This window comes from Helicobacter anseris (genome assembly GCF_003364335.1).
Lineage (GTDB): Bacteria > Campylobacterota > Campylobacteria > Campylobacterales > Helicobacteraceae > Helicobacter_H > Helicobacter_H anseris.
On the sequence record NZ_NXLX01000005.1, the window covers coordinates 37107 to 56327 of the forward strand.

The following is a 19221-nucleotide window of genomic DNA, read 5'->3' on the forward strand; positions in this document are numbered from 1 at the left end:
TAGAAAAATTATGGAAAAAGACAAAAAACAAAATAAAAAAGTAAAAAAAGATAAAAATAAAGAGCAAGCATCACAAACTATAAATAAAAAAAATAATAAAAAGAAACTAGAACTTTTGTTTTTTGGTGCTTTGGTGCTTTGTATTATTGTGTGGCTAGGATTAACTTTTTATAGAGCTTATCAGCCAAAACCAGAATTTATTCAAGGGCAAATACAAGCAAGAGAATATAGTGTAAGCTCAAAATTGGCAGGAAGGGTTGAGGGGATTAGAGTAAAAAAGGGAGATATGGTTAAAAAAGGTGACTTGATCTATCAGATTCATAGTCCTGAGGTCGAGGCAAAATTAACCCAAGCACAAGCAGGATATGAGGCTGCAAAAGCATTGAGTGAGGAGGCAAATAAGGGCTCAAGACAGGAAGCAATAATAGCAGCAAAAGATGTTTGGTCTTCAGCAAAAGCAATGGCAGATTTATCAGAAAAAACCTATAAGAGAATCAAAGAGCTTTATGAAAGTGGTGTTGTGAGTTTGCAAAGAAAAGATGAGGCTTTTGCTGCATTTGAAAGTGCAAAACATAATGAAGATGCGGCTTATCAGCAATATAAGATTGCTTTAGAAGGTATGCGAGATGAAACCAAGCGCGCAGTTTTTGAAAAAGAGAATGCTGCAAAAGGTCAGGTGAGTGAAGTCCAAGCTTATATCAAAGATATCAATGCTTATGCTCCTATCTCTGGAGAAGTGAGTAATGTGTTATTGCATGATGGAGAGCTTAGTCCTAGCGGGTTTCCTGTAGTTTTGCTGATAGACTTGGAGGATTCTTGGCTAAAAATTAGCATTAGCGAACAGCATCTTATGAAATTTCAAAAAGATACTGTGTTTGAAGGATATATTCCTGCATTGCAAAAGAAAGTAAAATTTAAAGTGCATTATATCTCTGTAATGGGTGATTTTGCAACTTGGAAAGCTACTGCAAGTAATAGGGGATATGATATGAAAAGTTATGAGATTGAAGCAAAGCCTTTAGAAAAAATTGAAGGTTTTAGAGTGGGAATGAGTGTGTTGGTTAGGGTAGATTGATGCCTCCATTATTTTGGATACTTGCACGCAATAAATTCCTTTGGATTGTTTATATCTTAATGCCCATTTTGTTGAGCGCAATAATTTATAGTATTTTTGCTGATGCATTACCTAGAAAGCTCCCTGTTGGTGTGGTGGATATGGATAAAAGCACCCTTTCGCAAGAATTGATTTATGATATGCAAGTATCTCCCACTTTTTTGTTAAAGCAACATTATAACTCTATTGCTGAAGCAAAAAAAGATTTAAGCGATGGTAATATTTATGCTCTAGCAGTAATTCCCTATGGACTGCAAAGAGGTGTAAAAATGGGGGTAGAGCAAAAAGTTGCTTTTTATTACAATACGCAGTTTATTTTGATTGGCAAGGCACTGGATAATGCATTTTTACAAATTATGACTATTTTAAATGCAAAGATTCAAACCGGTAACAATCTTGTAAAAACAAAAAATATGAATATGGCACTAGGTCAAAGCGTGCCTATTTTACCCCATATAAATCCATTGTTTAATAGTAAAAGTAGTTATGCGCAATTTTTGGTTACTTTGATATTGCCATGCATGTGGCAAATTTTAGTAGCTTTGGGTTTATTAAATCTATTGAAATATCCCTTAAGAGATTCCTTGGATTTATGGGCAAGATTTTCTTTTAATCTCTTTGTCTTCACATTTTGGGGCATGGCAATGGTTTTTTTCTTTAGTATTTTGGGTTATCCTTTAGTTGGGAATGTTACTTTTTTATTTTTAGGATTCTTAATGCTTGGTATTTGTGTTAGTGGTATTGTCTTAACATTGCAAGGAGCTTATCAGAATGCTACCAAATCCATAGGATTGATTGCAGCTTATACAGCACCTAGTTTAGCATTTGCAGGAGTTACTTATCCACAAAGTGCGATGGATAATTTTGCAATTTTTTGGAGCAATATTCTTCCTATCTCTTATTTTATGAAATTTTATTTTCAACAAGCAAATTATGGAGGCAATATACTTGATGGATTGAAAATTCTCTCACAAATGTTGCCTTTTTTATTATTTATTCCGCTTGGATTTTTGTTTTATAAATTAAAGGGGAAAATTTGAATTTTTTTCGCATTCTTATAGAGGAATTTAAGGCCGTATTTAGCAACGGAACTATTTTGCTTATAGTGCTTGGCGGTTCTTTGATGTATGCTTTTTTATATCCCACACCTTATAAAAAAGATGTGATTAGAAAGCAACAAATTGCAATAATAGATATGGATAAAACAAATACATCAAGAGAATTGATATTTTTTGTAAGCGCCTTACCGCAAGTGAGTATTGAGTATGTTTTAGATTCTCAAAAAGCAGCAAAGGATTTGTTGTTAGAAAATAAGATTTTTGGATATTTGGTAATACCAGAGGGATTTGAATCTAATGTACATAAGGGAATACCTATCTATCTTGGGTATGTTGCAAATGCTTCTTATTTTTCTGTCTATGGAACAATTGTAGAAGGATTAAATAATGCTGCAAACGCGCTAGGGGATCAAATAAAAATTGAAATGAAAATGATTCAAAATCATTATTTGGTGCATGAAGCCAATCTTTTAACAAAGGATTCTATCCCATTATTCAATTCAAGTATCGGATATTTAAATTATGCTTTAGCAGCAGTGCTAATTTTTATTTTACATCAAACTGCTATCGGCGGAACAATGCTAATTGGGGCTTTTCAAAATTATGAAAATAATCCAGATAGCTATTACATCAAAGCATCATCTTTGCAACTGATAATAGCTAGATTTTTGGTGTTTGGAGCAATATACTTTATTTTATTTTTATTATTTTTTGGTTTTTTCTTTCAGATGTATCATGTTAATATTCAAGCAAATTGGCTAGATTTTTGGTGTTTTGCATTTGTATTTATTTTTGCAATTCTTTCTCTTGGAATCTTTTTGGGATTTTTGATTAAAGACACTTCTTTGCCAACCCAAATTGTGCTTGTTTCATCATTGCCCATTGTGTTTGTTTTAGGGTTTATTTGGCCAAGTGATTTGATTCCAGATTTTTTAAAGTATTTGGCAAATTTTATTCCAGCATACCATGGTATCAATGGTTTTTTGAGATTAAATCAAATGGGTGCGCATCTTGAGCAGATTATGCCCCATTTCTTTTGGTTACTTGCTTTAGGGGGAATATTTAGCAGTTTTGCATATTTTTATAGAAATAGAAAAATAAAGCGGATGAAGAATTAGTTATTAAGATTCAGGGTTACTATGATAAAATAGAAATATCATATTAAAAACAAGGAGAATAAAATGTTTCACGAATATAGAGATGAAATTTCAAAATTAAAACAACAAAATGCACATTTTGAGAAGATTTTTAATGAGCATAATGAACTAGATCAAAAGATTACAAATGCAGAAAATGGTATTGAGCCTTTAGGTAATCTTGAAATTGAAACCTTAAAAAAGCAAAAATTGCTTTTAAAAGATCAAGTATATGCAATGATAATGGAGTATAAAAAATCTAATTAGTATTTTTGATAGGGTTTTTGCCCTATCTCATAGAAGTTGTTTCCAAAACAATCAATAGCCACGATAGCAGGAAAGTCTTTTATTGTGAGTTTTGCTATTGCTTCTGGTCCTAATTCTTTGTAAGCAAGTATTTCATATTCTAATATACACTGAGAAATAAGAGCCGCAGCCCCTCCAACAGCTACCATATAAACTACCTGGTTTGCAATCATACAATCAATAACTTCTTGACTTCTATATCCCTTTCCAATCATGCCACTGATTCCATTTTCTATCATCATGGGGGTGTATTTATCCATTCTACCACTTGTTGTAGGTCCTGCTGAACCAATAATTTGATTAGGTTTTGCTGGACTTGGACCTAAGTAATAAATAATTTGATTTTTCAAATCTATGGGAAATTTTTCTTGTCGTTGATAAGCTTCAAATAGTGCTTTATGTGCCGCATCTCTTGCAGCTAGTATATTTCCAGAGATAAGAACTTTATCCCCAGCTTTAAGTTTTTGGCAGACCTGTTTATTAAAAGGTGCTTGTAAATGTATAGTTTGCATACATGACTCCTAGATTATCGCATGTGCATGCCGTGCTGCATGACAATTTATATTGATGGCAACAGGAAGACCTGCAATGTGCGTAGGATACCACTCAATATTTACTCCAAAAGCGGTGGTATTGCCTCCTAAACCTTGTGGCCCAATACCTGTTTGATTTGCCAATAGGAGTAAATCCTCTTCAAGTTGCGCATACAAAGGATGAGGATTTTTGGAATCTATTGGGCGTATAGCAGCTTGTTTTGCTAGGATGGCTGCTTTTTCTATTGTTCCTCCAATGCCCACCCCAATCACCATAGGAGGGCAGGCATTTGGTCCTGCTAGTTTTATGGCTTCTAAAAATATTTTTTTAACACCATCTATCCCATCTGCAGGGACAAGCATTTTTAAAATACTTTTATTTTCACTACCAAAACCCTTTGCCGCAACAATAAAATCTATATTATTACCCCTTACTATTTGTGTGTAAATAACTGCAGGAGTATTATCTTTTGTATTTTTTCTTTCAAACAATGGCTCATTGACTACAGATTTTCTCAAAAAACCATCAGTATATCCCAAAGCCACACCCTTTTGTATCGCTTCTTCAAAATCCCCATCAATAATTCTAACATCTTGTCCTACTTTAGCAAAAATAACACACATACCTGTATCTTGGCAAATTGGCATCATTTTATTTTTTGCAATTTTTGCATTTTCAATCAAGGTGTCTATGATATTTTTTCCAAGAGGAGAAGTTTCTGTGTGTTGTGCAAGTAAAAAGGCATTTTTAATATCAGGGGTTTGGATACAACAAGCATCTATGCATAGTTTTTTAATCGTTTGTGTAATAAGTGTGCAAGAGATTTCTTTCATTAAAATCCTTTTTGGGGATTATATAGCATTTTTGAAAAATGTATCAAATAATGTTATAAAATACTAAAAAGATATTTTACTTTATTTTTTAAAGTAGGGATTTGGAGTTTAATTTCTATGTTTGGTTTTAGCATTTTTGAAGTTTTAGTTGTTTTGGTTGTGGCAATTATTTTTCTTGGGCCAGATAAATTACCAAAACTTATTGTAGATATCGTAAAATTTTTTAAGGTAGTGAAAAAAACACTTAATGAAGCTAAAGAAACTTTTGATAAAGAATTGCAGATTAGTGAAATCAAAAAAGAAGCCCTAGAATATAAAAAGCAGTTTGAAGATAGTGTTGATTCTGTGACAAAAGATGTGCAACTTTCAGACATTGATACAATGTTTGATGAATATAAAAGCAAAGAGAATCTAGAAGTAGAGCAAAAATCCAATAACAATGAAGTGCAGATAGAATCACATGCTCAAGAAGCAAAACAAAATCCAAAGAATAAAAAAACAACAGTTAAACCAAAAATAGGTAAAACTACAAGTTTTAAAAAGAAAGAGGCAAAAGATGTTTGAAGATTTAAAGCCACATATTCAAGATTTGCGTAAGCGTTTAGTAATTTCTGTGGGAACATTAGTGGTATTTTTTATTTTATGTTTTAGTTTTTGGCGTGAGGTTTTTGAATTTATTAAAAAGCCCCTTGAATTAGCATTTGAACATCAAATTCAAGGTATGTTAATACAGACTGCTCCAGCAGAGGGAATTATTGTAGCAATGAAAGTAAGTTTTTTTGCTGCACTTGGAATTTCTATACCTGTTATTTTTTGGCAAATCTGGGAATTTGTAGCCCCAGGTCTTTATAAGCACGAGAAGAAAGTGGTATTGCCATTTGTCTTTTTTGGTAGTTCTATGTTTGCAATAGGGGTTGTTTTTTCTTATTTTGTTGCCTTTCCTTATGCTTTAAAATATATCTTGATGTTTGGTAATGATGAATTTGTTGCAAATATTACAGCTGCTAATTATGTAACTTTTTTTACGCGTTTTGTATTGGGTTTTGGGATTGCTTTTGAATTGCCTGTTTTGGCGTTCTTTTTGGCAAAAATTGATTTGATTACAGATAAAACACTAACAAAAAATTTTAAGTATGCTGTTGTTTTGATTTTTATTGTTGCAGCAATCGTTACTCCTCCTGATGTTTTATCTCAGATTTTTATGGCATTACCTCTTATACTGCTTTATGGATTCTCAATTTTGATTGTTAAGATGGTAAATCCTGAAGCAAAAAAAGGTTAAATTTTTTGAGAGAATTTGATTTAAAAAGCTATGACTATCATCTTCCAGTAGATTTGATAGCAAAATATCCTGTATCTCCAAAGGAAGATGCAAGGCTCTTAGTTTTTAATAGGAAAGATAAAACAATAGTTCATACAAGTTTTAAATATTTGTTTGATTTTGTGCCAAAAGACTATCTTTTTGTATTTAATGACACAAAAGTAATTAAAGCAAGGGTTTTTGGCAAAAAAACAACAGGTGCAAAAGTTGAAGTTTTATTTCATAAAAAAATAAGCGATGGTTTTTTGGTTCAAATCAGAGGGAAAATAAAGGTCGATGATATTATTATTTTGGATCAAAATTTTTATATAAAAGTTTGTAAATTATTTGAAGATGGATATCGCTTGGTGCGTTGTTTTCATTTGAATCAAGAAATATTTGAAATATCTAAAATGTGCGATCTTATCGGTCATGTTCCATTACCCCCGTATATTAAAAGAGAAGATGAACAATTGGATATAGAGGAATATCAAAGTGTTTTTGCAAAAAATTATGGTGCAGTTGCAGCTCCTACGGCATCATTGCATTTTTCTGAATCTATGATGCGATATGTTTTAGAACATTATAAAAAAGTTTTTTTGACTTTGCATGTTGGTGCTGGAACTTTTGCTAGTGTTGAAAGTAAGGATATCAGAGAGCATAAAATTCATAGTGAAACCCTTTTGGCTTCTAAACAAAGTATTGATAGCATTAAGAAAGCCAAATCTATTATATGTGTAGGCACAACCGCAATGCGATCTGTTGAGTTTCTTGCAAGAATAGGAGATGAGGAATATGAGGGTGAGTGTGATATTTTTTTGCATTTGGGCAATCCTCCTATTAAAACTTCCGCTCTTTTAACAAATTTTCATTTGCCAAAATCTTCTCTTATTATGCTTGTAAGCTCAATGGTGGGTTTGGATACTTGTATGTGGCTTTATGATGAAGCAATAAAACATCAGTATCGATTCTATTCTTATGGCGATGGAATGTTGATTTTATGAGCACAAAATTAGAAGATTTTACAAATTTATTGCTTGAGTGGAATTGTATTCATAATCTTGGAGGTAATTTAGATAAAGCATTGATTGAAAACTATATTTTAGATAGTATCTATCCCTTAGATTTTATACAGCCATTTAGTAAGTGTATGGATATTGGAAGTGGGGCTGGTTTCCCTGCAATTCCTTTGGCCATTAAAAATCCAGATCAAGAGTTTTTTTTAGTGGAGCCTAGAAAAAAAAGAAGTGCTTTTTTGCAATATATTTGCACAGAAATAGGTTTATGCAATGTTGTAGTTTGCAAAAAGAGAATACAGGATATGGATAAAGCAATTAGAGTTGATTTGATTACCTCAAGAGCTTTAATGGCTACAAAAGAGCTGATTAAACTCAGCGGGCATTTTTTGGAACAAGATGGATATTTTTTATTTTACAAAGGTGTAAAATTAGAGGATGAAATTTGCTGTGATATAAAAAAGTATCCTCATAATGACCAAAGAATTTATTTTTATGAAAGGAAAGAGTTTTGCGATTTTTAGTTGTATTTGCTATTGTTGTTGGAGTATTGTGGTATTTTTTAAGGGATAAGAAAGGATTGAAGAAAAATAAAAAATCTAATGAAGAGATGATGGTAGAGTGTAGTGAATGTGGAACTTTTATTAGTGTAAAAGAAGGGATAGTTTATCAAAATAAGTGTTTTTGTTCTAAGGAATGTTTTCAGAAGGATAGAAGATGATTATCATAGGTTATTATCCTATTGTTTCAGAGAGTTTTTCTAAAATTTCAGATATTGAGGGTATAGATAACACACAAGGACTAGTTTGGTTTGATAGTAGTGATGATAAAATGTTTTTTTTATCTAGATTTTGTTTGCAAAATAATGTTCCTTATGCCGTTAAAATTGAAAATATTAAAGATCTTTTAATTTATGCAAACCTTAAGGCAAAGTATGTTTTGTTGCAAAAGTCTCCAGAAAAGTATCAAAAAATAGCAGAAACTTATTTGCTAGATACAAAAATTTTATATATCATTGAAGAGATTGAAGAGATTGAAGAGATTGCAAAGATGGGTATTGATGGGGTAATATTTGAGCAAGTGCTTTGTTAATTTTAAAATCAGTGTTATAATTACTTTCTTAAACTTTAATCAGGTATCAAGGGGAGATGTCCGAGTGGTTGAAGGAGCACGCCTGGAACGCGTGTAAGGTGCAAGCCTTCGAGGGTTCGAATCCCTCTCTCTCCGCCATATTTTCACACACATAAGCTTATCTTTATTTACTTTTTGATACAATCCGCAAAAATAACTTTGGAGTTTTTGGTGGTTAAGTGGATTATTTTTGGTTTTGCATCACTTATCTTAACGGGCTGTTCTATTTTAAATATTTTTCAAGGTAGTTTTGCACAAGATGATTGGGAAATAGAAAAGATTGTTGTTAAGAATAAAGAATATTTGGCTTTAGGAGAGCTGAAAGAATTGGCATTGCAAAAATTACAGCAACAACAAAAAAACACAATGGAAGAGAATCAAGAAGCACAACAAGATGAAAATAATACATCTGAGGGCAATTTGCAAGATTTTGATACTCAAGGTAGTTTATTGCAACAGAGCGATGAACAAGAGACAAAAGAGGATACCTTGCAAGATCTACAGGAACTAGCTCAAATTGATGAGGTATCTACACTAAGGTTTGATACCAAACAGAGTAAAATTTTTGGAGTTGCTGCGTGTAATAATTTTTCTGCAGACTATTCTTGGAAAGATGCAGACAATATAGAGATTTATGAAGTAAATATTACAAGAAAGTTATGTAGCCCATCTCAGGTTATGGGATTTGAACTTCGCTTTGCTAGAAATCTAAAAAATATATTTTTTGTGGAGAAAAAGGGCAAGACAGCAATGATACTTAAAAATAAAGACGTTCAGATTTTTTTAAAAGCAAGATGAAAATTATAACAGAAGAAGTAGTTGCTAATTTTGAATGTAAGAAATCTATTTTTTTAAGTTTTGTTTTCCCTTTTAGTTTTTTTGAAGAGAGAATGATGCAGTTAAGATTGGAGCATTCAAAGGCAGTGCATTTTGTATATGCTTATCGGTTTTTTCAAGATGGACAGATATTAGAGCGTTTTAGTGATGATGGAGAGCCAAAGGGAAGTTCTGGTATGCCTGTTTTAAGTGTGTTGAGGGGTTATAACATGGTAAATACTGCTGCTATTGTTGTTCGTTATTTTGGAGGCACTCTTCTTGGTGTTGGTGGTTTGGTAAGGGCATATACAAATGGAGTTGTTAGCTGTTTAAAGGAAGCTGAAGCAAAAGATAAACTAAAAGATTTTTTAATACAAGAGCAAAGGATTATTCATTGTCCTTATGCTTTATTAAGTAGGGTTGAATATTGCGCTAAAGTTTTAGATATCTCCCTTCAAAAAGAAGAGTTTGGAGTGGATAATGTGGTATTGAGACTTTATGCACAAAAAGATAAACTTGAGTTATTTGAATCTCAATACAAAGAATTGCATTTTAAAGGAGTATCTTAGTCATGGATAATGTAATGTTTTTTAATATTCTAAAAATTCTTCATATTATTTCTGTTGTATCTTGGATGGCAGCACTTTTTTATTTGCCAAGACTTTTTGTTTATCATAGTGAGCATTTTTCCAACAAAGGTTTTTTGGATGTTGTAAAAATTCAAGAAAAAAAATTGTTTGATATGATTGCACAGCCAGCGATGATTGGAACTTTTATTAGCGGAATTGCATTGATGATATTTTATCCAATCAGTATTTTTAAAAGTGGTATGTGGATACATATTAAACTCACAGCAGTAATTTTATTGGTGATTTATCATTATTCTTGCTGGTTTTATCTTAAGAAATTTGAAAAAAGCTCTGTTCCTCCAAGAAGTGGTAAATTTTTTCGTTTTTATAATGAAATCCCTACGATTTTGCTGATTGTAATTGTTGTTTGTGCTGTATTGCGTTTTTAGGGAGGGAAGTTATGGCAAAATTATGGGGCGGTAGATTCCAAGCTGAGAATACAAAGCTTTTGGAACAATTTAATGCGTCTATTCCTTTTGATTACAAGCTTTGGAAATATGATATCTTAGGCTCTAAGATACATTCTAAAATGCTTTGCAAAATAGGAGTTTTGAGTGAAGAGGAGCTTATGTTAATCCATCAGGGACTTGATAGAATTGCCAAAGATATTCAAGATAATCTTTTTAATTTTGATATCGCAGATGAAGACATTCATATGGCAATTGAAAGTGCTTTGATTAGGGATATAGGTGAGGTGGGAAAAAAATTACATACCGCAAGAAGCAGAAATGATCAAGTGGCTCTTGATTTTAGGCTTTATGTATTGGATTCTAATCAACAAATACAGCAACTTTTAATAACTCTAATGCAAACTCTCCTAGAAATTGCAAAAGATCATATACATACTATTATGCCCGGTATGACACATTTGCAACATGCTCAACCAGTTAATTTTGGGTTTCATATTGTTGCTTGGTGTATGAATTTTAAAAGAGATTTAGAGCGATTGAGTAATAGCTATGCGAGGAATAATTATATGCCTCTTGGTGTTGGGGCGATGGCAGGAACTCCATATAAAAATGATAGAGATATGATGGCAAAAGATTTAGGATTTATAGCTCCAACTTTAAATGCTATGGATACTGTGAGTGATAGGGATTTTGCTTTGGATTTGCTTTATGATCTTTCTATGATTGCTATGCATATTTCAAGAATTGCTGAAGAACTTGTTCTTTGGAGTAGCTATGAGTTTAAATTTATTGATATTTCAGATGCCTATGCTACAGGTAGCTCCATTATGCCTCAAAAGAAAAATCCAGATGTGCCAGAGTTGTTAAGAGGAAAGAGCGGAAGAGTTTTTGGAAATTTATTTGCGCTTTTAAGTGTGATGAAAGGTTTACCTTTTGCATATAATAAAGATACTCAAGAAGATAAAGAAAGAGTATTTGATAGTGTGGAAACTATTAGTTTGTCTTTGGAAATATTAAATGAAGTATTAAACACCATGAGTATATCTAAAGAAAATATGCTTAGAATGGCTCAAGTAGGGCACTTAAGTGCTACTGACTTAGCAGATTTTTTAGTTAGAGAGTGTGGAATTGCTTTCAGAGAGGCGCATCATATTACTGGAAAAATTGTAGCCTATGCAGAATCAAAAAATCAAGATATCAGTATGTTGGATGAAGAAGAGATGCTTGGTCTTGATAGTCGTATAAAAAAAGGTGTCAAAGCTGTTTTAAATCTAGAGGCTTCTATGAATGCTAGAGATTCTATAGGAGGTACAGCAAGTATTCAAACACAAAAACAAATAGAGACATTACAAGAATGGATAAATCATTATAATGAAAAGTAATCAAGAACAAATTATTAAGATGTTTGATGCAATTTCATCAAGCTATGATTTAACAAATCGTGTATTAAGTCTTGGAATTGATGTTTCTTGGAGAAAGGAGGCTTGCAGGAAGGCTTTAGAATTGCAAAAAGGCAATGATTTGGTGATTGCAGATATTGCTTGTGGAACAGGAGATATGATTTTACATTGGCAGGATTTTACAAAAGATAAAAAAGTAAAATTCATCGGAATAGATCCGTCAAGTGGTATGCTAGAAATCGCAAAAGATAAGTTAAAAGATTTACTTCTTTTAGAAAAATTACAATTGTTTTTGGCACAAGCGCAGGAGTTAAAAATTTTAAAGAATCAAAGTGTAGATATATTATCGATTGCTTATGGTATTAGAAATGTTGTAGATATAGATCAAGCATTAGTAGAATTTGCAAGAGTATTAAAAAAGGATGGTGTGTTGGTAATATTAGAATTTACCAAGAATGAAAGTGAGGGTATTTTAGATAGATTGGCACAGTTTTATACAAAAAGAATATTGCCCATTATTGGCGGCCTAGTTTCACGAAATTATAAAGCCTATAAGTATCTTCCAGATTCAATTCAAGATTTTTTAAGTACTGATGTATTAGTAGAAAAATTATGCAAAAATGGTTTTAGAATGCACATAATAAAGAGCTATAGTGCAAATATTTCAACACTTATTATTGCTATTAAGGAATAAAAATGCAGAGTAATTTTTTTCAAAACTTTTTAATGCTCTCTGAATATCAAACTTATGGTGTTTTATTTTGTCTTTTTGCATTTTTTTATTTGCTCAAAAAGATGCAAAATAGGCAGATAGATTTTTCTATAAGAATGCTTACAGGTCTTTTTGGAGGCATTTTATTTGGCCTTATTTTGCAATTTTTTGCGGGATATCCTAATGGCGAAGCAAGTTCTCAGATTGTCTGGTTAATTGAGGTTAGAAATTGGTTTGGTTTTTTTGCAGATGCCTTTATAGCCTGTATTAAAATGCTTGTGATTCCTATTGTAGGTGTTTCAATTATCAAAGTACTTTTAGAGCTTGATAAAGACGTAAAGATAGCAGAACTTTTTGGTCGTTCTTTATTTTGGATACTTTTTAGCACAGGTATTGCTGCTATTATAGGTGTTGGCTTGGCTTTGGTTTTTGATTTGGGGGCTCAAATCCAAAATATTGATTCTCAAAGAGAGATTAGGGAAGTAAAAAATATTATGCAGATATTATTAGGGTTAATCCCGAGCAATATTATAGATTCTATGTCAAAAAACAATGTAATTGCTTTGGTTTTTTTCTGTTTTGTTATAGGTTTTGGTGCTAGAGCTATCGCAAAAGAAGAGCAGGCTAAAGACTTTTATCAGGTTTTTGAAAAATTTATTTTAGCCTTACATCAAATTATAATGAATGTCACGCTTTTTATTATTAGATTTATGCCTTATGCTATTGTATGTATGATGGCAGAGGTTTTATTAACTAATGGTATGGATGCAATAAAAAGTGCAATTAGTTTTGTTGTATTGATTTATATTGCCATGTTTGCAATGTTTATTGTGCATATTTTAATGATTGCCTCTCAGGGGTTAAATCCATTGATTTTTATAAAAAAAGCACTTCCAGTCTGGATTTTTGCTTTTAGTAGTAGATCTTCTGTTGGGACTTTACCCTTAACTATTTCTACATTGCAACAAAAGATGGGGGTTAGTGGCGGAGTTGCTAATTTTGTTGCTTCAATTGGAACTACTATTGGATTAAATGGGTGTGCAGGTTATTTTCCAGCAATGGTTGCTATTTTTATAGCTTTTAGCGTGGGGGTGCCGATAGATTTTTCATTTATAGTAATGGTTGTTTTGATGGCAATTCTTGGTTCTTTGGGCATTGCTGGTATTCCAGGTAGTGCGACAATGGCGGCTTCTATTATGCTTACAGGTATAGGTTTTGGAGAATATTTTATGCTTTTGAGTATTATTTTGGCAATTGATCCAATTATTGATATGGCAAGGACGGCAAGTAATGTTTCTGGTGCTATGACTGCAGCAGTTTGCACAGATAAGGGATTAAAAACTTTGAATTTGAAAGTTTTTAATGCATAATGGAGATTTTGTATGAAAAGTTTTGAGGAGAAAATTGAGTGTATTAAAGAAATACTAACAAAGTTAAATGCAAATGATTTGAATCTTAAAGATGGAGTTTCTCTTTATAAAGAAGGATTGAAGCAATTAAATGAAGCGCAAGAAATGTTGGAAAAAGCACAACTAGAATACGAAGAAATTAAAAATACTCTAAAGGATAAGAATTGAAGATTGCAATTTGTCAGACTAATACTTTGCCCCTAAAAGAAAACGCATTGATGAATTACTTCAAACATTTTCAGAGGGATAGTTTGGTAGTGTTTAGTGAGTATGCCTTTGATTTGTTTTTTACAGACTTGCAAAAAACATCTAAAGAATTGATCGCCCAACTAAGCTCTCAAAAGATTTTGCTTTTACAAAAAATTGCTAAAACGTTTAAAATTACAATTGTTATGCCACTAATTATTGCTAAAGAAAGCAAGATTTTTAAAAAGATTGCAGTTATTGATTCTAAAAAAACACAATTTTATATGCAACAAAAACTTATCAATTACCCTCATTGGAATGAAGAGATTTTTTTTGATAATCCGAAAGTTAAAACTCTTAAAACACCTCTGATTTTTGAAAAAAATGGTTTTAAGATTGCGGTTTTATTTGGTTTTGAGTTGCATTTTGATGCATTATGGTTAAAGTTAAAAGATAAAGATGTCGATATAGTTTTGATTCCAACAGCATCAACCCTTAATAGCCACGAGAGATGGCAAATGTTATGTAGAAGCAGAGCATTTTGTAATAGTTGCCTTGTAGTTCGCATAAATCGTGTAGGAAAAGTAGTTTTAGAAGATAGGGAATTTGATTTCTACGGGGAAAGTCTAGTGGTAAATCCCAATGCAGAAATTGAAGAAAAATTGGATCATAAAGAAAGTGTTGCATACATAGAAATTGATAAGAATGATTTGGATGCACAGGCTGTAGAGTGGGGTTTTAGAAAAAGAAATATAAAGGAGAAATGATGGCAACAAAAGATGTTAATCAAAAGCTAGAAGCTATTTTTGAGGATAATAAGGGGGATTTTTTATCCTTTGAGAAAATTGCAGAAATTTTGAGCAAAATGCCTACCATTGCTCAGGTGAAAAAAATAAGAGAATTGTGCGAAAAATATGAAGTAAAACTCATAAGCTCATCTGAACTTGCAAAAAAGCTAAATACAAAAGATAGAATCCGTCAAGCAGAGGAAAAGAAAAGATTTTTAGACGAAGAATTAAATAATGAATTTGATCTTATGAAAGAAAGAGAGCTGCTTGAATGGAGCAGAAGCGATAGTCCTGTTCGTATGTATTTAAGAGAAATGGGGCAAATTGAGTTATTAACAAAAGAAGATGAAGTTGAATTGAGCAAGCAAATTGAATTAGGAGAAAATATAATACTTGATGCTATTTGTTCAGTTCCTTACTTAATTGATTTTATTTATGATTATCGCGAAGCTTTAATCAATAGAGAAAGAAGAGTTAAAGAATTATTTAAAAGTTTTGATGATGAGGATGAGGAGAGTTCTGGAGATACAAGTGTAGATGATGATGAGGATGAGGATGGCGATGAGGATGGTAAAAAACCTATATCAAAAAAAGATCAAAAAAGGGTTGAAAAAGTTTTAGAGAGTTTTAAAGCTTTAGATCTTGCAAAAAAAGATTGGTTGAAATTTTTGGAAGCTCAAAAGAATGAGGAAGAAGATGAGTGGATTTATGTTTTAGGTCTTGCACATAAGCAGCAAATACTCAAAGAAAAACTTTTAGATTTGGGTCCAACAAGTAAATTGATTACAGAATTAGTTAAGGCCATGGAAAATAGTCTTAAGAGTGATGATGGTTTTGAGAAAGAGTTAAAACGCTTAGAATATCGACTACCTCTTTTTAATGAAATGCTAGTTCAAAATCACCAAAAAATACTTTCAAATATTACAAATATGACAAGAGATGATATTTTAGCATCTGTTCCAGAGGCAACCATGGTGAATGTGTATATGGATATTAAAAAACTTTTTCAGACACGAGAAGCTAGTGAGGGTGGTTTTGATTTGGATCCAGAAAAGTTAAAAGAAATTTTAGAGCAAATCAAACGTGGAAAGCTTATTTCTGATAAAGCAAAAAATAAAATGGCAAAATCAAATTTGCGTCTAGTTGTTAGTATAGCAAAGCGTTATACCAATAGAGGATTGCCTTTCTTGGATTTGATACAAGAAGGAAATATCGGCTTAATGAAAGCCGTGGATAAATTTGATTATAAGCGTAACTATAAATTTTCTACATATGCTACTTGGTGGATTAGGCAGGCCATTTCTAGAGCAATTGCAGATCAAGCGCGCACAATTAGAATACCAATCCACATGATAGAAACTATCAATAGAATTCATAAAATTATGAGAAAGTATATTCAAGAGACAGGTAAAGAGCCAGATGTAGAAACAATTGCACAAGAGGTGGGATTGAGTGTTGATAAGGTTAAGCATGTAATAAAAATTACAAAAGAGCCTATTAGTCTAGAGGCTCCAATAGGTAGTGATGAAGATGGTAAATTTGGAGATTTTGTAGAAGATAAGAATTCCGCAAATGCTATGGATCAAATTATGAAAGAGGATTTAAGAGCGCAAATTTTTGAAGTTTTAGAACAGTTAAATGATAGAGAACGAGCGGTTATTCGCATGCGTTTTGGGTTACTAGATGATGAAAGTGATAGAACGCTTGAAGAAATTGGCAAAGAGCTAAATGTTACAAGAGAGAGAGTAAGGCAGATAGAATCTAGTGCAATTAAAAAGTTGAAACATCCAAAAGTTGGGCGTAAATTGAAAAATTACATTGAAGAATAAAAAAATACAGAGGGGGAAAATTTGAGAGAGGGTAGAGGGAGGGGTTCTCCCTTGTGTTTATTTTAATTATTAATCTTGTCTTTTTCTCATCCAAGTTGGTTTATCAAGATCTTCTGTATCAAAATCTTCACCACCACTAATTTTTACAATGGTGCTTGTATCAATTTGTTGGGTAAAAAATGTAGGTTCTTGTATTTTTTGTGATGGTTGTGTAGTGTTATTTATTACCTCTTTTTCAAATCCAGTGGCAACAATCGTAATTTTTAATTGATCTTTTGACATATCAGAAATTGTATGAGTTCCAAAAATAATATCAGCATCCTCGCTAGCAGCTTCTCTTACATGGCTTAAAGCTTGATGTATTTCGTGTAAAGGATAATCTGGATGCATCTCAAAACTAAGCAATACTCCTTTAGCACCTTTGATAGAAAGATTATCAAAAAGAGGGGATTCAATGGCTTTTTTTACAGCTTCAGAGGCAGAATCTTCTCCTTGAGCTTCCCCAATACCCATTAGAGCTAATCCCCTGTGCTTCATTACGGTTCTTAAATCAGCAAAATCCGTATTGATATCATTTTCACCATATCCTAAAATAATATTAGAAATACCATTTACAGCTCTTGCTAAGATTGCATCAACTTCCCTAAAACTTTCTTTAATACCTGTGCTTCTACTAATAATTGTTAGAAGTTTATCATTAGGAATAACCACAATTCCATCGCTATGTTTTCTAAGCTCCTTCAATCCTTCTTCTGCAATTTTGCTTCTTTTATTACCTTCCATCAAAAAAGGCTTTGTAACCACAGCAATAGTAAGTGCACCAACTTCTTGTGCTGCTTGTGCTACTACTGGAGCTGCTCCAGTTCCAGTTCCTCCACCAAGTCCAGCAGATACAAATACAATATCTGCACCTTGTAATGCTGCTTTAATATCCTCATAACTTTCTTGTGCAGATTCTTTACCCACTTCCGGAAGCATTCCTGCACCTAAACCTTTTGTAAGTTTTTCTCCTAGCTTTATTTTATTTTTTGCTGGAGAATTATTGAGATGTTGGATATCTGTATTTGCTGCAATGAGTGTGATGGCATCATGTGTGCCAGTATTAATAAGATGTGCAATCATATTGGAGCCACCCCCTCCTACGCCAACAGCAACAATTTTTGCTCCAGCGGTATTTGGGATTTCTTTTAAGTCAAATTGCATTTGTCCTTGAATCATGCTAGTCCTTTAGAAAATTTTATTGGCTATTTTTTTTATAAACTGTAATACTTTGCTATCATCTTTTTGATTTTGAGCAACTATTATATCAATTTTTTCTACACTTTCTTCACTTTTTTTGAAATTGCCACCAAGGTTTCTTAAGTCGGTATGGCTGATTTCATCGTTTTTTGAGAGTTCTAAATTGTGTACATTGCGACATTTTTTATAGCGTATATTTTTTTGAGAATCTCTCTCATAATTTGTGTGTTTGCCCATACCATAAAGAATGAGCCCTATGATGGTTGCATTGCTTTCATCTTGCAAGGCTTCTGGTAGCACGCTATCAATAGCAATAGGCTTTGCAATACGGATAGGAATTCTAAAGAATACTTCAGCAATTTTTAGAATATTTGTCATTTTTGACATACCGCCAGTTAGAACCAAAGTACCAATTTGATCCTCTAAGCCACTTCTTTTGATAGCCTGTGAAAGAATATTAAAAGTTTCAACAACACGCATACTCACGACTTTTTGTATAGCGGCCAAAGAAACATGATGTTTTTTTGTTGTGCCCATAGATGGAACCTCTAAGCTTTTCCCATTCATTTCATCATTTTCATCATATTTAGGATCAGCGTATTTGATTTTGATTTCTTCTGCTGCGGAGATAGAGGTATGGATAGCCTCAGCTATATCGCTTGTAATATGTTGAGATCCTACGCCCAAAAAGTGGTTATAACGCATAGAACTACCTAAGTAAATCATTGTTTCACAAGTGCTTCCACCCATATCAATACAAGCAACTCCTAATTCTTTTTCATCTTCAAGCAATGTAGCAATAGAAGAGGCATAAGGAGATAAGACAATATTTTCTACTTCAACACCAGCAAGCCTTACTACTTTTTTAAGATTTTCTAAAATCGCTTTTTTTGCAGTAATGATATGAGTAAAAACCTCCAATCTTGAACCAGTCATTCCATCAGGATCCTCTATGAAATCTTGATCATCTAGTTTGAATTTATAAGGTAGTATATGGATAACCTCACATTCTGTGGGGATTGTTGAATTGTATAATGCAGTTTCTAGTGCACGACTGATTTCTTTTATTGTAATTTCTCCACCATTTGCTATGCTTACGACACCAGAGCTATCTAAACTTTTTGTATAGGAACTAGAAATGGATACGATCGCTTTAGTGATATTTTCTGCATCAGCCATTCTTTTGGCATCAATAAGTGCATTTCTAATTGCTTGACTTGCTAATTCTATATTTACAATAGTGCCTTTTTTAATCCCTTGTGATTTTTGTGTTCCAAAACCTATAATTTTTGGCTCTTCATTTCTTATTTCTGCTATGGCAACGCAAATTTTACTTGAACCAATATCAATTGCTAAAATTTTATTATCCAATGTT

General features: G+C 32.5%; 23 protein-coding genes and 1 tRNA gene. 20 read left to right on the forward strand and 4 right to left on the reverse strand.

Annotation, left to right across the window (positions count from 1 at the left end):
* Positions 1-10 precede the first annotated feature (10 nt).
* From CQA57_RS03080 to CQA57_RS03095, 4 genes are all read left to right on the forward strand, one after another.
* On the forward strand, positions 11-1075 hold the full coding sequence (locus tag CQA57_RS03080) for an HlyD family secretion protein (RefSeq protein ID WP_115578771.1): 1065 nt from the start codon (positions 11-13) through the stop codon (positions 1073-1075).
* Positions 1075-2154 (forward strand): ABC transporter permease, encoded by a 1080-nt coding sequence (locus CQA57_RS03085; protein ID WP_115578772.1) that lies wholly within the window; start codon positions 1075-1077, stop codon positions 2152-2154. Before CQA57_RS03080 ends, CQA57_RS03085 begins: the two co-directional genes overlap by 1 nt.
* Positions 2151-3290 carry an ABC transporter permease gene (locus CQA57_RS03090; protein WP_115578773.1) on the forward strand — a complete coding sequence of 380 codons (1140 nt, stop codon included), beginning with the start codon at positions 2151-2153 and terminating at the stop codon, positions 3288-3290. Before CQA57_RS03085 ends, CQA57_RS03090 begins: the two co-directional genes overlap by 4 nt.
* Before the next feature lie 63 nt (positions 3291-3353).
* A complete protein-coding gene (locus CQA57_RS03095; RefSeq protein ID WP_115578774.1) occupies positions 3354-3575 on the forward strand; it encodes a YdcH family protein in 222 nt (73 codons plus the stop codon).
* On the opposite strand, the gene CQA57_RS03100 is transcribed toward CQA57_RS03095, so the two are convergent.
* Together CQA57_RS03100 and CQA57_RS03105 are read right to left on the reverse strand one after the other, a co-directional pair.
* On the reverse strand, positions 3572-4126 hold the full coding sequence (locus CQA57_RS03100; protein ID WP_115578775.1) for a Fe-S-containing hydro-lyase: 555 nt from the start codon (positions 4124-4126) through the stop codon (positions 3572-3574). The two genes, CQA57_RS03095 and CQA57_RS03100, sit on opposite strands and share 4 nt — an antisense overlap.
* 9 nt (positions 4127-4135) lie before the next feature.
* On the reverse strand, positions 4136-4981 hold the full coding sequence (locus tag CQA57_RS03105; protein WP_115578776.1) for a fumarate hydratase: 846 nt from the start codon (positions 4979-4981) through the stop codon (positions 4136-4138).
* A gap of 117 nt (positions 4982-5098) precedes the next feature.
* On the opposite strand from CQA57_RS03105, the gene tatB reads away from it, so the two are divergent.
* From tatB to rpoD, 16 genes are all read left to right on the forward strand, one after another.
* Positions 5099-5545, forward strand: coding sequence for a Sec-independent protein translocase protein TatB (gene tatB / locus CQA57_RS03110; protein ID WP_115578777.1), 447 nt, complete (start codon positions 5099-5101; stop codon positions 5543-5545).
* A complete protein-coding gene (gene tatC, locus CQA57_RS03115; protein WP_115578778.1) occupies positions 5538-6263 on the forward strand; it encodes a twin-arginine translocase subunit TatC in 726 nt (241 codons plus the stop codon). Before tatB ends, tatC begins: the two co-directional genes overlap by 8 nt.
* Positions 6264-6268: 5 nt before the next feature.
* Positions 6269-7285 (forward strand): tRNA preQ1(34) S-adenosylmethionine ribosyltransferase-isomerase QueA, encoded by a 1017-nt coding sequence (queA, locus tag CQA57_RS03120; protein ID WP_115578779.1) that lies wholly within the window; start codon positions 6269-6271, stop codon positions 7283-7285.
* The gene (gene rsmG / locus CQA57_RS03125; protein WP_115578780.1) at positions 7282-7821 is read left to right on the forward strand and encodes a 16S rRNA (guanine(527)-N(7))-methyltransferase RsmG; all 540 of its coding nucleotides are present in this window, start codon (positions 7282-7284) and stop codon (positions 7819-7821) included. Before queA ends, rsmG begins: the two co-directional genes overlap by 4 nt.
* Complete coding sequence (locus tag CQA57_RS03130; protein WP_115578781.1) at positions 7809-8018, forward strand: PP0621 family protein; 210 nt, start codon at positions 7809-7811, stop codon at positions 8016-8018. Before rsmG ends, CQA57_RS03130 begins: the two co-directional genes overlap by 13 nt.
* A complete protein-coding gene (locus CQA57_RS03135) occupies positions 8015-8389 on the forward strand; it encodes a hypothetical protein (protein ID WP_115578782.1) in 375 nt (124 codons plus the stop codon). The genes CQA57_RS03130 and CQA57_RS03135 overlap by 4 nt, the downstream gene beginning before the upstream one ends.
* Positions 8390-8439: 50 nt before the next feature.
* Positions 8440-8527 (forward strand) — tRNA-Ser (locus CQA57_RS03140).
* Between the two features lie 72 nt (positions 8528-8599).
* The gene (locus tag CQA57_RS03145) at positions 8600-9226 is read left to right on the forward strand and encodes an META domain-containing protein (RefSeq protein WP_115578783.1); all 627 of its coding nucleotides are present in this window, start codon (positions 8600-8602) and stop codon (positions 9224-9226) included.
* Positions 9223-9813 carry an IMPACT family protein gene (locus CQA57_RS03150; RefSeq protein ID WP_115578784.1) on the forward strand — a complete coding sequence of 197 codons (591 nt, stop codon included), beginning with the start codon at positions 9223-9225 and terminating at the stop codon, positions 9811-9813. The genes CQA57_RS03145 and CQA57_RS03150 overlap by 4 nt, the downstream gene beginning before the upstream one ends.
* Before the next feature lie 2 nt (positions 9814-9815).
* Positions 9816-10262, forward strand: coding sequence for a protoporphyrinogen oxidase HemJ (hemJ, locus tag CQA57_RS03155; RefSeq protein WP_245941842.1), 447 nt, complete (start codon positions 9816-9818; stop codon positions 10260-10262).
* Between the two features lie 11 nt (positions 10263-10273).
* Positions 10274-11665: an argininosuccinate lyase gene (gene argH, locus CQA57_RS03160; protein ID WP_115578785.1), complete on the forward strand. Its 1392-nt coding sequence runs from the start codon at positions 10274-10276 to the stop codon at positions 11663-11665.
* Entirely contained in the window at positions 11655-12377 is a 723-nt protein-coding gene (gene ubiE, locus CQA57_RS03165) for a bifunctional demethylmenaquinone methyltransferase/2-methoxy-6-polyprenyl-1,4-benzoquinol methylase UbiE (protein WP_115578786.1), read from the forward strand. Before argH ends, ubiE begins: the two co-directional genes overlap by 11 nt.
* A 2-nt stretch (positions 12378-12379) precedes the next feature.
* Positions 12380-13765, forward strand: a complete 1386-nt coding sequence (locus tag CQA57_RS03170; RefSeq protein WP_115578787.1) for a cation:dicarboxylate symporter family transporter — start codon at positions 12380-12382, stop codon at positions 13763-13765.
* Between the two features lie 12 nt (positions 13766-13777).
* Positions 13778-13972, forward strand: a complete 195-nt coding sequence (gene xseB / locus CQA57_RS03175) for an exodeoxyribonuclease VII small subunit (RefSeq protein WP_115578788.1) — start codon at positions 13778-13780, stop codon at positions 13970-13972.
* Positions 13969-14757, forward strand: a complete 789-nt coding sequence (locus CQA57_RS03180; protein ID WP_115578789.1) for a carbon-nitrogen hydrolase family protein — start codon at positions 13969-13971, stop codon at positions 14755-14757. Before xseB ends, CQA57_RS03180 begins: the two co-directional genes overlap by 4 nt.
* Positions 14757-16607 carry an RNA polymerase sigma factor RpoD gene (rpoD, locus tag CQA57_RS03185; protein WP_115578790.1) on the forward strand — a complete coding sequence of 617 codons (1851 nt, stop codon included), beginning with the start codon at positions 14757-14759 and terminating at the stop codon, positions 16605-16607. Before CQA57_RS03180 ends, rpoD begins: the two co-directional genes overlap by 1 nt.
* Before the next feature lie 69 nt (positions 16608-16676).
* On the opposite strand, the gene ftsZ is transcribed toward rpoD, so the two are convergent.
* Together ftsZ and ftsA are read right to left on the reverse strand one after the other, a co-directional pair.
* Complete coding sequence (ftsZ, locus tag CQA57_RS03190) at positions 16677-17825, reverse strand: cell division protein FtsZ (protein ID WP_115578791.1); 1149 nt, start codon at positions 17823-17825, stop codon at positions 16677-16679.
* A 9-nt stretch (positions 17826-17834) separates the two neighbouring features.
* Positions 17835-19217, reverse strand: a complete 1383-nt coding sequence (ftsA, locus tag CQA57_RS03195) for a cell division protein FtsA (RefSeq protein ID WP_115578792.1) — start codon at positions 19215-19217, stop codon at positions 17835-17837.
* Between the last annotated feature and the right edge of the window lie 4 nt (positions 19218-19221).

Excerpts from the sequence above, each read along its gene's own strand:
- CQA57_RS03080 (WP_115578771.1), top strand. The coding sequence starts at position 11 with ATGGAAAAAGACAAAAAACAAAATAAAAAAGTAAAAAAAGATAAAAAT.
- CQA57_RS03085 (WP_115578772.1), top strand. The coding sequence starts at position 1,075 with ATGCCTCCATTATTTTGGATACTTGCACGCAATAAATTCCTTTGGATT.
- CQA57_RS03095 (WP_115578774.1), top strand. The coding sequence starts at position 3,354 with ATGTTTCACGAATATAGAGATGAAATTTCAAAATTAAAACAACAAAAT.
- CQA57_RS03100 (WP_115578775.1), bottom strand. The coding sequence starts at position 4,126 with ATGCAAACTATACATTTACAAGCACCTTTTAATAAACAGGTCTGCCAA.
- CQA57_RS03105 (WP_115578776.1), bottom strand. The coding sequence starts at position 4,981 with ATGAAAGAAATCTCTTGCACACTTATTACACAAACGATTAAAAAACTA.
- tatB (WP_115578777.1), top strand. The coding sequence starts at position 5,099 with ATGTTTGGTTTTAGCATTTTTGAAGTTTTAGTTGTTTTGGTTGTGGCA.
- tatC (WP_115578778.1), top strand. The coding sequence starts at position 5,538 with ATGTTTGAAGATTTAAAGCCACATATTCAAGATTTGCGTAAGCGTTTA.
- rsmG (WP_115578780.1), top strand. The coding sequence starts at position 7,282 with ATGAGCACAAAATTAGAAGATTTTACAAATTTATTGCTTGAGTGGAAT.
- CQA57_RS03135 (WP_115578782.1), top strand. The coding sequence starts at position 8,015 with ATGATTATCATAGGTTATTATCCTATTGTTTCAGAGAGTTTTTCTAAA.
- CQA57_RS03150 (WP_115578784.1), top strand. The coding sequence starts at position 9,223 with ATGAAAATTATAACAGAAGAAGTAGTTGCTAATTTTGAATGTAAGAAA.
- hemJ (WP_245941842.1), top strand. The coding sequence starts at position 9,816 with ATGGATAATGTAATGTTTTTTAATATTCTAAAAATTCTTCATATTATT.
- argH (WP_115578785.1), top strand. The coding sequence starts at position 10,274 with ATGGCAAAATTATGGGGCGGTAGATTCCAAGCTGAGAATACAAAGCTT.
- ubiE (WP_115578786.1), top strand. The coding sequence starts at position 11,655 with ATGAAAAGTAATCAAGAACAAATTATTAAGATGTTTGATGCAATTTCA.
- CQA57_RS03170 (WP_115578787.1), top strand. The coding sequence starts at position 12,380 with ATGCAGAGTAATTTTTTTCAAAACTTTTTAATGCTCTCTGAATATCAA.
- xseB (WP_115578788.1), top strand. The coding sequence starts at position 13,778 with ATGAAAAGTTTTGAGGAGAAAATTGAGTGTATTAAAGAAATACTAACA.
- rpoD (WP_115578790.1), top strand. The coding sequence starts at position 14,757 with ATGGCAACAAAAGATGTTAATCAAAAGCTAGAAGCTATTTTTGAGGAT.
- ftsZ (WP_115578791.1), bottom strand. The coding sequence starts at position 17,825 with ATGATTCAAGGACAAATGCAATTTGACTTAAAAGAAATCCCAAATACC.